12 protein-coding genes are annotated in these 12472 nt (G+C 49.6%); 8 read left to right on the forward strand and 4 right to left on the reverse strand.

The genetic code is table 11. The annotated features are described in order from the left end of the window. Positions 1-326 precede the first annotated feature (326 nt). Positions 327-2516, forward strand: a complete 2190-nt coding sequence (locus VNM22_08285) for a M23 family metallopeptidase (protein HWP47142.1) — start codon at positions 327-329, stop codon at positions 2514-2516. A 127-nt stretch (positions 2517-2643) separates the two neighbouring features. On the opposite strand, the gene VNM22_08290 is transcribed toward VNM22_08285, so the two are convergent. After that, on the reverse strand, positions 2644-2946 hold the full coding sequence (locus VNM22_08290; protein ID HWP47143.1) for a peptidoglycan-binding domain-containing protein: 303 nt from the start codon (positions 2944-2946) through the stop codon (positions 2644-2646). Between the two features lie 327 nt (positions 2947-3273). After that, the gene (locus tag VNM22_08295; protein HWP47144.1) at positions 3274-3537 is read right to left on the reverse strand and encodes a hypothetical protein; all 264 of its coding nucleotides are present in this window, start codon (positions 3535-3537) and stop codon (positions 3274-3276) included. Positions 3538-3815: 278 nt separating this feature from the next. On the opposite strand from VNM22_08295, the gene VNM22_08300 reads away from it, so the two are divergent. The 7 genes from VNM22_08300 to VNM22_08330 all read left to right on the forward strand — a co-directional run bounded on the left by VNM22_08300 (position 3816) and on the right by VNM22_08330 (position 8996). Further along, positions 3816-4115 (forward strand): PqqD family protein, encoded by a 300-nt coding sequence (locus VNM22_08300; GenBank protein ID HWP47145.1) that lies wholly within the window; start codon positions 3816-3818, stop codon positions 4113-4115. Next, positions 4099-4539, forward strand: coding sequence for a lasso peptide biosynthesis B2 protein (locus tag VNM22_08305; protein HWP47146.1), 441 nt, complete (start codon positions 4099-4101; stop codon positions 4537-4539). Before VNM22_08300 ends, VNM22_08305 begins: the two co-directional genes overlap by 17 nt. Beyond that, the gene (locus VNM22_08310) at positions 4536-6302 is read left to right on the forward strand and encodes a lasso peptide isopeptide bond-forming cyclase (protein HWP47147.1); all 1767 of its coding nucleotides are present in this window, start codon (positions 4536-4538) and stop codon (positions 6300-6302) included. The genes VNM22_08305 and VNM22_08310 overlap by 4 nt, the downstream gene beginning before the upstream one ends. Further along, positions 6303-6431, forward strand: a complete 129-nt coding sequence (locus VNM22_08315; protein HWP47148.1) for a hypothetical protein — start codon at positions 6303-6305, stop codon at positions 6429-6431. A gap of 99 nt (positions 6432-6530) precedes the next feature. Then, positions 6531-6692, forward strand: coding sequence for a hypothetical protein (locus VNM22_08320; GenBank protein HWP47149.1), 162 nt, complete (start codon positions 6531-6533; stop codon positions 6690-6692). 218 nt (positions 6693-6910) lie between these two features. Then, positions 6911-7801 (forward strand): hypothetical protein, encoded by an 891-nt coding sequence (locus VNM22_08325; GenBank protein HWP47150.1) that lies wholly within the window; start codon positions 6911-6913, stop codon positions 7799-7801. Next, positions 7782-8996: a nucleotidyltransferase family protein gene (locus VNM22_08330; GenBank protein ID HWP47151.1), complete on the forward strand. Its 1215-nt coding sequence runs from the start codon at positions 7782-7784 to the stop codon at positions 8994-8996. The genes VNM22_08325 and VNM22_08330 overlap by 20 nt, the downstream gene beginning before the upstream one ends. 364 nt (positions 8997-9360) lie before the next feature. On the opposite strand, the gene VNM22_08335 is transcribed toward VNM22_08330, so the two are convergent. After that, positions 9361-11016, reverse strand: coding sequence for a hypothetical protein (locus VNM22_08335; protein HWP47152.1), 1656 nt, complete (start codon positions 11014-11016; stop codon positions 9361-9363). A gap of 33 nt (positions 11017-11049) precedes the next feature. Next, positions 11050-12147, reverse strand: coding sequence for a glycosyltransferase (locus VNM22_08340; GenBank protein ID HWP47153.1), 1098 nt, complete (start codon positions 12145-12147; stop codon positions 11050-11052). Positions 12148-12472: the final 325 nt, after the last annotated feature.

The raw sequence follows: 12472 nt of genomic DNA on the forward strand, positions 1-12472 counted from the left end.
CGGGAGGCCTCCCGCCCCTACAGAGGGGGAACTGGGGGGCTAGGGGGGAATGGGGGTGAGGGGAGAGGGGTCGGGGGTGAGGGCCACTTAAACGTTAAACAAAACTAAGTAAACAGTGTAGTAGAATATCTTGTTGCCGGCGTCTTGTTCAGGGTTTCGCCTCCCTGCCGTTGGTTTCAGGTTTGAACAGCCCCGGCAGAGCTAAAAAGGGGCCTGTTTACCCGGGTTCGACCTTTTTTACTCGTTCTCAAGTTAAACGACGTTGAGGTTCCGCCCGGGAATAAGAAAAAAGGGGTCACGAACCCGAAATAGGAGCCTGAGGAATCATGATCTGGTTGAACCGTTACAAAAGAGTTTCAGGAAAGTGTATTTTTAGCATCCTGATCTCCTTGCTGGCCGGTATCCTGCTGGTATCAGATAATTCCTCATTGCCGGCCACGGAACGCTGGTTCCCACCTTTGGAGATCAAAGCAGGTCTTTCCTCGGTTTTTGGTGACTTTCGGGAAACCCATCTTCATAGCGGAATTGATTTTCGAACCAACGGTCAGATCGGTTATAAAGTTTTTGCAGTAGACGACGGAGTGATTTATCGTCTCTCGGTTCGGAAGCGAGGATTTGGAAAGGCCCTTTACATCCGGCATAGAGATGGCATCGAGAGTGTCTATGCTCACCTGGACAAATTTGAGGAAGAGCGGCTGGGGTTGGAAACTTTTGTCAAACAAGCCCAGCGAAGCCAGGGAACCAAATATCCCGGTGACTTATTTCTGGAGAAGGCGGTTAGACGGGGTCAGCTCATTGCCTTCTCAGGCGAGACGGGGGCCGGATTACCCCATCTCCATTTCGAACTCAGAAGAGGAGGTGGAAATCCCCTGGATCCCTTCTCCCTCGGCTTTTATTACTTAGATGAAACACCTCCGGTAATCGAAAGGGTCGTGATGGAACCTGTGGGGTCTGGATCTTATGTGGAGGGGGAACATGATCCCCGGGAATATAAATTTGAGAAAGCAGGTTCTGAATATACCCTGCGGGAAGTACCTGAGGTGTCGGGGCGTATTCAGTTTCGGGCAGCCATGTACGACCAAATCGGGGCCGAGAATCATTGTAGTGTACAGGCCATGCAGTTGCTCATCGATGGAAAACCCCTGTATGGAGTCCGTTTTGATACCTTTACTTTTAAAACCAACCATCGGGTGGGTCTGATCTATGACTTCAATAAAACCCGCTATTATCCGGCCCAATATTATTATAAGCTTTACAATCCCTATGGTCATATGCCCTATGCAAAAAGTTTTAACCGAAAGGGAGGTATCTGGGACACAGATCAGGAAGCCGAAGGTCTTCATACCGTCGAGATTCAAGCAGAAGACGCCGTTGGTCATAAGGCTGTGGCTACTTTTAAGGTCAGAGTCGTTCACGAAGTAGAACGTGTAAATGTCTCACCCCGTGAGAACCCGGAAGTACGGAGACGCGGAGACAAAGCGCAGGCTATACAACAGAGTATCAGAAGCCCGGCAGGCACGGCTATGGAACCCAACTCTTCTCGGCCTTCCAGGGCTCCCGGATCGCTTCAGGGAATAACCGTCGGTTTGCGTGATTTTGGAAATTTTATTGAGATTGTGATTCTTCCCGGCATGCCCTTGAGTACCTTCCCTGAAGTAATCGTACAACAAGAGGGTGGGGAAAAAGTCCAGGTTCCGGTTCGTCAGATTGGATCTTCCGATTCAAAGAGGCCGGGTAGATTTGTGGGAACCTATGATTTAATTCCAGGATTGGATGGACAGGCCGAGATTACAGTTTCCGGAACAGACCGGTCGGGAAAGACTTATCAAGTCCGCGAATTCTTCCTGGTCCAAACTATTTTTGCCCAGAAGGGTGGGACGGCCCGTTGGGGGGAAGATACGTTTATCTCCTTCCCCCCAGGGGCTCTCTACGAAGATACCTTTATTACCATTGTTCCCGAAACTGATTATCAAGAAGAAGCCGATTTGCCACTGGTTTCTCCGGTTTACGAGTTTCGTCCTCGTGGAATACCCCTGGAGCGGAAAGCAACGGTTGGAATCCGCTATCCGACCCAGATCCAGGATCTCAAGAAGTTGGGGGTTTATCGCTGGGACCCCCTCCAAAGGCATTGGGATTATCTGGATGACCGGCTTAATCTCCCTCATCGAACCGTCTCTGCCGAAGTCAATTTTTTGGCGACCTATGCCCTTCGTATAGATAATGCCGTTCCGGTTATTTCCGATCTTCGACCCGCTCCTGACAGTAAAGTCAAGGGCACTCTTTCTGAAATCTCTGCCATTATTAAAGATCGGGGTAAGGGCGTGGATGAAGATTCTATCCTTATGGAACTGGATGGGGTTCGGGTAGAGGCCGAATACGACCCCGACCGTGACAAAGTAGCCTTTGTGCCGGAGCGACCTTTAAGGCCGGGTAAACATACCCTCAGAATTCAAGCTTCGGACCTTGCCGGAAATAAAGCAATCCCGGTTCAATCGGAATTCTGGGTGGAACCTTAAAACCAGGAGACTTTGGGAATGTGGGACGCAGGAATATGGAGAAGGTGGGAGTATAGGGGTGTGGAAGTTCTATCTTCTACCCCCACACTCCCATACATCCCTTTGTCCGAAAGTCCCCATCCTAAGATCAGAGATTCAACGCCATAGCCCGAATGGTGGGTCGATCCAGGCGCCCGGTGACCCGAAGATAATGCCGATACTGGTACTTCCGAATAGCCTCCCGTGTGGCGGGACCCAGAATTCCGTCAATAGGCCCATAATATAACCCTTCTGCCCGAAGGACCCTCTGGGCTGCCTTAATGGCAGCTCTTGAATGATAACCCCTATCAACGATAATGACCCGGGTTCTGGGATGTGCTGACGCGACCGAGGGTGCTACCACCGAAGAAAGAAGGAGCGCCAGCAGTAAGATGATGATATTTTTCTTCATAGCTTATTCCTCCTGGACTCGCCTGCTCAGGAATCAGAACTCAGAAGCCATACCAGCCTGCCCGATATCCGATAACCGGATTTGGCCTTTCCCCTGACCTTCAGAGAAAAGAGCCTTGACTTAACGCCATGGCTCCAACCCGGAAAAGGGTCAGGGTCAGCTTATTTTTTGAAGCAAAAGTCTGCCGTTTTCCAGCTTCTGAGTTCTGACTCTCGGGTTTCTAACCGGTTATTCTCCTTCAGTCATTTTTTCCCACGCTTGTGGCAAAAGTTTTGTTTATGGATCTATCTCTTAAGATGATGGTTTCTCTCATTAGTTTCATCGTTCTTAAAGCCCGGTAGGGCATCCTCCCGGTGGAGCCGGAATAATATCTCCATGGCGCCGATGCGAATCCAAGGCATTGGAACTGATAGTAATTCTTCTATAGGGGTTTTCTTTAGAGCCCGTCCTATGGCAAATCGTTACTTTATGCCCGGTTGGGCTCGATATCTTTTTCTTTTTTCCGGCAGCCTGGACCTGGAAACTGAAGGAGGATAATACAGCCACCACCAGAATGCCTATCACCGTTACTTTCCAAATAAGCTGTTTCATCCAAAACCTCCTTTTTGAAGGAAAAAACTGCAGGAAATACCTCTTTTTCACAGAAGCTTCAGTTTTTTAAAATTCTACCGAAAGTTTTTACCGGAGATTTTACCGAATCTGATAAATAAGACGTAGTTACCCAGGGATTTGTTCCCAACGGGAAAGGTTGGCCGAAGGAGGCTTTTGGCTAAAAATTTTAAAAAAATCCCTTGACGGATTGATAAATTTTGTTCTATACAGGACAAACAAAAATTAAGGGATACGTTTAGAGAAACGGGGTTTCCAACATGGAGAATCCTCTATACAGATACTCAGTTGTTGTAGCAGTTAAAGACCTGGTTTCCTGCGAGCTGGCCGGGGAGATGGTTATCCTGCATCTCAAGGATGGGATATATTACGGTTTGAATCCTGTAGGGACCCGGATTTGGAATCTTATCCAGGAACCGACAACCGTGGACGAAATTCGTGGAGTCCTTTTGAGGGAGTACGACGTTGAAGAGGAGCGTTGTGAGCGTGATTTACTCGTGCTGCTTCAGGAGCTGGCAGGCAAAGGTCTCATCGAGGTAAAGAATGAAACGGTTGTATAGGTTCTTGTCCCTTCCCTCTCGGGATCGACATCTCCTGATTAAAGCTGCGCTTCTGCTTGGGGTAATCCGGTTAGGGTTATGGTTGCTGGCCTTTCAAACCCTGCAAGGTCTTCTTCTGAGAATACGATGGAAGTCCGCAAGGTTACGAGAAGCCGATCCTTTATCCCTTGAGCGGATTGCCTGGGCCATCCGGGTGGCCGGTCGGTATGTACCTGGAGTGACCTGTCTGATTCAGGCTCTGGCCGCTCAGGTACTCCTTGAGCAGGAAGGTCATCCTGCTTGCCTTCGCATCGGTGTTGCCAAAGACAAAAATGGGCGATTGCAGGCCCATGCCTGGACTGAGAGTGGGGGTAAGGTCGTGGTAGGTGGCGGAAATCTGTCCTCCTATACGCTGTTATCTACCCCGGCTGGGAAAAAGTTATGAGTGCCATCGTTGGGATTTACTATCCTGATAACCGGCCTGTAAATTCCCTGCATCTGGATCACATGTTAAAAAGCCTGGCCCATCGGGGACCCGACGGTGCGGGGGCATGGCAGGAAGGACCGATGGGTCTCGGCCATGGAAGGCTGTGGACGACCCCGGAGTCTGTTCACGAAAAACTTCCCCTGGCAAACAAGACCGGGGATTTTATCCTGACTGCCGATGCCCGCATTGATAATCGCAACGAGTTGATAGCGACCCTGGAGATTACCGACCCACCGTCCAACGAAATTACCGATGGTGAGTTGATTCTCAGGGCCTATGAGCAGTGGGGTGAACACTGTCTAGAGAAGCTGTTAGGAGACTTTGCCTTTGCTCTTTGGGATCGCAGAAGGCAGGTATTATTCTGTGCCCGGGATCCCTTTGGCGTTAAACCTTTTTATTATTATCATTCTGATCGGATCTTTGCCTTTGCCTCTGAAATTAAAGCACTTCTTTGTCTTCCAGAGGTACCACGACGGCTTAACGAAGTAAGGGTAGCCGACTACCTGGTATCGATCCTGGAGGACAAGATTATTACCTTTTATCGGGAAATTTTCCGTCTTCCGCCGGGTCACTGTATGACCGTAGACCGCGAGAAAGTATCGATACACTCCTACTGGTCCCTGGATCCCACCCATGACATCCGCTACGGTTCAAACGAAGAGTATGCCGAAGCCTTCCACGATCTCTTCAGGGAAGCAGTTCGTTGTCGTCTGCGAAGTGCTTTTCCCATAGGCTCAACCTTAAGCGGAGGGTTAGACTCCTCCTCCGTTGTCTGTATGGCCCGGAAAATCCTGGCCCAGGACCATAGCCGGGGATTACAGACGTTTTCTGCCATCTTTGATACGGTTCCCCAATGTGACGAACGGCCGTTTATCAATGCCGTTCTGGCTCAGGACGGATTAAAGCCGCACTATATTCCTGCAGATAGGTTGAGCCCTTTAACCGATCTGGAACGTATGTTTTGGCATGAGGATGAAGCCTTCTACACCCCTAATTTATTCATACACTGGGGCCTATACAAGGCCGCCCATCAACAAAATGTTCGAGTCTTTCTGGACGGTCTGGATGGGGATACCACCGTGTCTCATGGTCTTTCTTTGTTAACCGAACTTTTCCGTGCCGGAAAATGGTACTCCCTGATCATGGAAATTAAGGATCTCTCCCGGTATTTTAATCGCTCACCCTGGCGGCTTTTTCGAATGTATGTTCTTAGACCCTTCACGCCCAAACCGATACGACAGGTTTGGCGGGTACTCCGGGGACGGGCCCGGCCGGATTGGATGGTCGGTACGGTTATTAACCCTTATTTTGCCTCCCGTATCGGCCTGACAGAGCGTTACCAAACCTTGCTGAAGGGACACCTGGATGTGGCTTACTCTTCAAGAGAGAATCACTGGAGACGGCTCACGGCCGGTCTTATTCCCTTTGCCCTTGAAGTTGCCGATAAAGCTGCTGCGGCCTTTTCACTCGAACCCCGTTATCCCTTCTTCGACCGGCGATTGGTAGAGTTCTGCCTGGCCCTCCCTCCTGAACAGAAACTCTACCGGGGTTGGACCCGAATTATTCTGCGTCGTGCTATGGCCGATGTCTTGCCCGTGGAAGTCCAGTGGCGAAGGGACAAATCGAACCTGGCCCCGAACTTCACCCAGGGGCTGTTGGCCTTTGAGCGAGAACGTCTGGAAGAGGTAATCCTGAACAACTCTAACAGGGTCGAGGAATAGGTGGATATTCCTGCTCTACGTAAAGCTTATCAACAATATCTGGATGAAAGAGATCCTTCCAGTGCCCTTACAGTATGGAAAACTGTGACGTTAGCTTTGTGGCTCCGCCAGACCGGATTAACTCCATGAATTCTTTCAGAAAGGAGGTGGAGAAACGGCAACTAAACCCAGTAATTTATAGGAACCCGAGATAACCATCAACCCTTTTCATGAAAGGAGTTTAAGACCATGAAAAAAGAGGAAGCGAATTTGTTAGGGTTTGAAGGAGAGGAGAAGCCGACAAAGAAACCTTATCATGCCCCTCAACTCACGGTATACGGTACCGTGGAGCAGATTACAAGATATTTGGAGGGTCCTCCAGTCGATCTAACTTTAGGCTACCTGCTGTAACTATAGAAGTACAGGAATTTCGATATAGTTAATGGTTATCCCCTATTATAGAGAGTTGGTATGATAAAAGCTATTGTCTATTCACCGTATTGACTTCTCTTAAATTAAAGACTGTGGTCTTTATGAGGCTAGGCGGTTTATTCAATCAGAAGGATACGAGAGCATAGAGAGGATTTACCATTTCTGCGGGTTGGTATAATTTCCCGGAGGAGAGGCGCATGTTTTCTTATCTGGCATATGGTCTGACGGTCCACTCCACTTTGTCCTTACCGGAGCTTGTACCGGGTGAAGCGGAAGCAGATGTCATGGTTCGTCTGGAAAAGGTAGCATACGGTCTGCCGGAGCCGGTGGATGGAAGGAGTCATTTTTGGATGACCGATGAAGGGATTTATCTTTTCTATGAAGAGGCCGGAACGTTCCTGATACGAGGGGGGAGGGAAATTCTTATAGACCCGGTTCCAGGAGTGGAGGAGCGGGTTCTTCGGCTTTTCATCTTAGGACCGGCTCTGAGAGTACTACTCCATCAACGAGGACTTTTAGTGTTCCATGCCAGTGCTGTTTCGATGAACGGTGCTGCGATTGCTTTTCTAGGCGGGCCGGGTTGGGGTAAATCTACTACGGTTGCTGCCCTGTATGCCCGAGGGCACGGGGTAGTGGCGGATGATATAACGGCCGTTGAGGTAGCTAAAGACCATCCCTTGGTATTTCCGGGTTTTCCACAACTCAAGCTTTGGCCGGAAGCAGTCACGGCTCTGGGAGAAGATCCGGGAATGCTATATTCCCTTCATCCTCATCTGGAAAAACGTGGTAAGCGGATTACAAAGGGGTTTTCCCCTCATCCCTTACCCCTGCGGTGTATCTATGTCCTGGCCGAAGGCCAGATTCCTGAGATCGAATCTATCCAACCTCAGGAAACCTTAATAGAACTGATACGCCATTTCTATGGGATTAAACTGCTTCGATCCTCAGAGGTCTCTTCTCACTTCCTGCGATGTGCCAGCCTTGCTAAAAAAGTAGCCATCCGTCGCTTGAAGAGGCCGCGTTCCCTTTCAAGTCTCTTCAATGTGGTACAGATGGTGGAGGAAGACCTTGTCCGGAATTTCCAATAAAATTTCAATATGGGGTATTCGCCCCGAAGTCGAACTACTCCTGGATTGTGCCAGGACCCATATGGATCCTGAAAGGGCCGAACGAATTAAGAGAATATCGCAGGAGGGGTTAGACTGGGATTACTTGCTCCGGACGGCGCTGTTGCACAGAACGACGCCGCTTTTGTACTGGCACCTTAACATCCTCTGCCCGGAAGTTGTTCCGAAAACTATTCTGGATCAACTACGAGACTTTTTTCATGGTAATGTCCGGCGTAATCTTTTCCTGACCGGAGAACTGCTTAAACTCTTGAGCCTGTTGGAGGTCCATAAAATTACTGCGATTCCCTACAAAGGACCGATTCTGGCTCTGTCTGCATATGGAAATCTTGCCTTTCGGCACTTCGATGATCTGGACATCTTAATCCGCAAGCAGGATATCTTGAAGGCCAAGGATCTTTTAATTTCCCAGGGGTACCGGCCGAAATATCCTTTCTTTTCCACACGTGAAGAAGCTTATCTGGAATTCCATCGACAACTCCCCTTTACCCGGGACGATGGCATAGGGGTGGTAGAGTTACATACGGCAACTACCCAGAAATACCTCTCTTTCCCCGATCCGGAGTCCTTATGGAGTCGCCTTACTCCGGTATCTTTCCAGGGTACCCAGGTTCTGACGCTCTCTTCCGAGGATTTACTCCTTATTCTCTGTATACATGGGGCCAAACATTTATGGGAAAGGATAGGATGGATCTGTGATATTGCCGAACTGATTCGAACCCATCCCGACATAGACTGGGAATGGACACTGGAACAGGCCAGGACCCTGGGTGGAGAGCGGGCCTTGTTGCTGGGCCTTTATTTAGCTACCGATCTTCTGGGCACTTCCCTTCCCCAGGAAATCTCTCAAAAGCTGTCCGATCCGGTGGTAAAAAATCTTGCCCGGCGGTTATCCAACAAACTTCTCCAGAAGTCAAACCCTCGACCTGGAATTTTCGAACCCTCCCTTTTCCAACCCCTTTATCTCCAGATGCGGGAGCGTTTACAGGACAGGGTTCGATATGGTCTTTATCTTCCCTATCTTGCCATAACCCCGACCCGCGAAGACCATCAATTTCTACCCCTACCGGCATCTTTCTTTTTTCTTTATTATTTGATTCGGCCAATCCGACTGACCGGAAAGTACTTCTGGAGGCTCTTTCGGCGTCTTCTCTGATCGGAGAATCTACGAACTTGCAGATTTGATAAACGGTTTTCTATCCTATCGGGGGGCCTGGGTCAGAATCCTAACTGTTTTTTTACACCATTACTTTGTAAAGTTAGTTTTCATATACCTTCCTTAAAACTCTGTTAGGGATAATCTGTTTATAGCAAAATAGCTCCCCAACCCTATGTGTGAAGCTCCGTTAGGAACGGCCTGTCCAGGACAGATTCCAAACAGATTGCTCCTGGTGGAGCGTAGAGGTTGAGGAGAGGCATCAATAGAATTCGATACGAAATGACGCGCTACAGAATGATGATCTTGATTGAGTAAGGAAACAAATACGTTTTCAATCTGCCCTCCAATGAAGCCCGTAGTATCACTTCCTGGCCAGAAACTTCTTTGCTTCTCGAAGCTCGGTCCTCTGACTGTCCGGACACCTGCAAACCTCCAGGAGTTTTGTATAGAATTCCCTGGCTTTTTCGTAATTCCCCGAAAGTTCGGCCGCCTTGGCTGCACCATAGAGGCCATGAAGACGGTTCGGGAAAGCTTTAAGGGAAGTTTCAAACTCGACCAGAGCCTGCGCAGGTTCCCGAGCCTCAACAAAGGAATCTTCCAGTAAGTCGGCACAGACCATGGCCTGGGCGGAACGGGCTGGTTCATAAAGCTCAAGGAGTAAATCTCCCAGGAGCTCCCGTGCGGGAAGGATAGGACCTGGAGTTACACCGGGTTTTCCCAGGGAATCTTCAAGATCGGCAGCAGACCGCATCAGCTTTAAGGCCTCATCGTTCTTTCCTTCGGCATGGGCCAGAAGGGCAGCCGCGGCTCTGCGCTGAACTTCAACCTGATCGACCCAGTAGGTCTGCCGGGCTTCAAGGAGCTTTTCATGGATTGCCTGAAGCTTTTCAACAGCTTCACGAGCTTTGGCGGTGTCGCCCATCCGTGCAGATCCGATGGCCCGGGCAAAATAGGTTATGGCCTCCGCAGCCGGATAACGACCTGGGCGAGGCTCAAGGGAAGCCGCTTCAACCCAACGTCGGGTTTCAACGGTATAACGGGCCGGGATGGCTGCAGCAGCATAGGCCAAGGCCATATTCTCTCCAGGCTCCTGGACGGTATTTAGCTCCTCGAGGATCCGCCTGACCTCAGCATCCCTAGCCTGCTGCAGGTAAGCATAGGCTCCATAATCCAGGGCATGGAATTGTTCGAATATCAGGTTTTGATCCTTTGCCGCAGCCGCAGACGCAAGACTGGACGCAATGGCTTCATCCCACAAGCCGAGTCGGATAAAAATATGGGACGGCATATGGAGGGCGTGGGGAACTGAGGGGGCAATCTTTGCGTATCTCCGAGCCGCGGTAAGGGCCCGATCTGCCAGGGGTGGGAAATCATAAGCGTGGATGAGGTAATGGGCTGCCCCGGGATGATTGGGCTCTTGGGCAAAAATTTTCTCCAGAAGCTCTCCAGCTTTCTTCTGATTCGTATAGGTTTTATCGGTTGGACTCGCCGTGGCAATAAGGGCAAGGGCATAAAAGGCCGTTGCTTCCCTGTCCTCCGGATAGTTTAGATGAACCTTTTCCATCGCCCTCTGATAAGCCAGGGCCCGTGTTCGGTGATCGAGCCGGTCGGCATCTTTATAAAACACCTCGACAGCCGAAATGTAATCCCGCTCCCGTTGGGTCTTTCCACCCAATGCTTTGGCTTTTTCGACGGCTTCCTGCCCTTTCTTCAAATCCGCCTCGCCGGGCGGCTCCCAAAGGGGATGATAGAAGCTCATGGCAATTCCCCAATAACCCATCCCACAATCTGGATCTTTCTCTGTAACAGCCGCAAAAGCTTTACCTGCTTCTTCAAACCAAAAGGAATGAAGCAGGGCCACGGCACGCTCGAATTGCTTCTGAACCTCAGAATTACACGAAATGGGGAAGTGAACCTGTCCCAATTTCTCGGAGTTATCAACTTTTTCTTGGGCTATTACCGGGGAAGTACAAAGAGCTATCCCCAAGACTATCCCTAAAAACCATTTTTCTTTCATGCGATCCTCCTATCTAAACCATGAATTCAAGGTTTAACGAAAATACTCTTTTACCTTATTTTCTATATAAGCTTTCATCTCTGCTTTAAATCGCTCTTTGCTAAATCGGAGGGCCTGCTCTCGGATTTTGGTTTTGTCAAAACTCATCTGATTAAATCGAATGATGGTCTGACAGAGGCTTTCCACAGTTGGCTCCTGAAAGAAAAGTCCAGTAACCCCCTCTATAACGGTTTCCAGTACACCGCCCCGGGCATAGGCTATAACGGGTCGTCCGGTGGCCTGAGCTTCGAGGGGCGTTAACCCCAGGTCTTCCTCCCCAGGAAAAATCAACGCCCGACACCTGCGGTAATAATCCCGGACTTCCTCATCGGAAAGACTACCCAAAAACTCAATGGTAGTTCCGGCCAATCGTCTTAAAGCCTTCTCCTCCTGACCTTTACCAATGATCTTGAGGGGGAGTTTTAACCGATTGAAAGCCTCAATGGCGAGATCGATCCGCTTGTAGGGGGCAAAGGCGGAAACTATCAAGAAATAATCTCCATCCTGGGCACCGGGGGTATAAAACCCGGTATTCACAGGAGGATAAATGACGTCACATTCTCGCCGATAGTACTTTCGTACCCGTCGGGCTACATGCTCGGAGATCGCAACAAAATAGTCTACCCGATTACTGGAAGCTACATCCCAGGTTCTGAGATAATTGAGAAAAAAGGGAATCATCCATTTTTGAAACCCCCGGATTTTTTCCCGACCAAAATAGTCCTGATAAAGGTCCCAGGCATATCGCATGGGGGTTAAAATGTAACAAATGTGACAGGTGGCAGGTCTGGTTAAAATTCCTTTGGCCACGCAGTGGCTCAAACTAACCACCAGGTCATAATCCCTGAGGTCGAATTGCTCTATGGCTGTGGGAAACAAGGGAAGATATTGCCGGTATTTCTTGAAAACAAAGGGAAGCCTTTGAATAAAACTGGTATAAATACGCCTTCCTTCGATGGTAGAGGTCAGCTTTCCCTTCTCATAAAGTAAGGTATAGAGAACCGCCTGGGGGTAGATTTCACAGAGAGCCTCCAGGCATTTTTCTCCCCCTCGCATCCCGTTGAGCCAATCATGGGCAAAGGCAATTTTCATGTTTTGGCAGTTATCCTTCATCCCCGCTTTCTTAAATTAACCATGGCAGGGCGACCTGTTGATAGTTTTTATTCTTATGCGGATAACAGGTTCTTCTTTCCCTCACCCCAGACCCCTCTCCCACGCTGCGAGAGAGGGGAACCGACAGATCTCCAGGCCAATTTCCCAAACCTTATCCTGGTACCTATGCCCCTACGTGAACAGGATTTAGTTTCCCCTGGTTTACGCCAGGGACTACCCACAGGTTGCCCCGCCGGGGCTAACCTTCTTATCCTGTCTTGGCGCGTAGGCCCTCACTCCCCCTCTCCTGTGTAGGGGCGGGAGG

It is taken from the genome of Candidatus Limnocylindrales bacterium, assembly GCA_035559535.1.
Taxonomy (GTDB): Bacteria; Moduliflexota; Moduliflexia; order Moduliflexales; family JAUQPW01; genus JAUQPW01.

Excerpts from the sequence above, each read along its gene's own strand:
- VNM22_08285 (HWP47142.1), top strand. The coding sequence starts at position 327 with ATGATCTGGTTGAACCGTTACAAAAGAGTTTCAGGAAAGTGTATTTTT.
- VNM22_08335 (HWP47152.1), bottom strand. The coding sequence starts at position 11,016 with ATGAAAGAAAAATGGTTTTTAGGGATAGTCTTGGGGATAGCTCTTTGT.
- VNM22_08295 (HWP47144.1), bottom strand. The coding sequence starts at position 3,537 with ATGAAACAGCTTATTTGGAAAGTAACGGTGATAGGCATTCTGGTGGTG.
- VNM22_08300 (HWP47145.1), top strand. The coding sequence starts at position 3,816 with ATGGAGAATCCTCTATACAGATACTCAGTTGTTGTAGCAGTTAAAGAC.
- VNM22_08320 (HWP47149.1), top strand. The coding sequence starts at position 6,531 with ATGAAAAAAGAGGAAGCGAATTTGTTAGGGTTTGAAGGAGAGGAGAAG.
- VNM22_08325 (HWP47150.1), top strand. The coding sequence starts at position 6,911 with ATGTTTTCTTATCTGGCATATGGTCTGACGGTCCACTCCACTTTGTCC.
- VNM22_08310 (HWP47147.1), top strand. The coding sequence starts at position 4,536 with ATGAGTGCCATCGTTGGGATTTACTATCCTGATAACCGGCCTGTAAAT.
- VNM22_08290 (HWP47143.1), bottom strand. The coding sequence starts at position 2,946 with ATGAAGAAAAATATCATCATCTTACTGCTGGCGCTCCTTCTTTCTTCG.
- VNM22_08305 (HWP47146.1), top strand. The coding sequence starts at position 4,099 with ATGAAACGGTTGTATAGGTTCTTGTCCCTTCCCTCTCGGGATCGACAT.
- VNM22_08340 (HWP47153.1), bottom strand. The coding sequence starts at position 12,147 with ATGAAAATTGCCTTTGCCCATGATTGGCTCAACGGGATGCGAGGGGGA.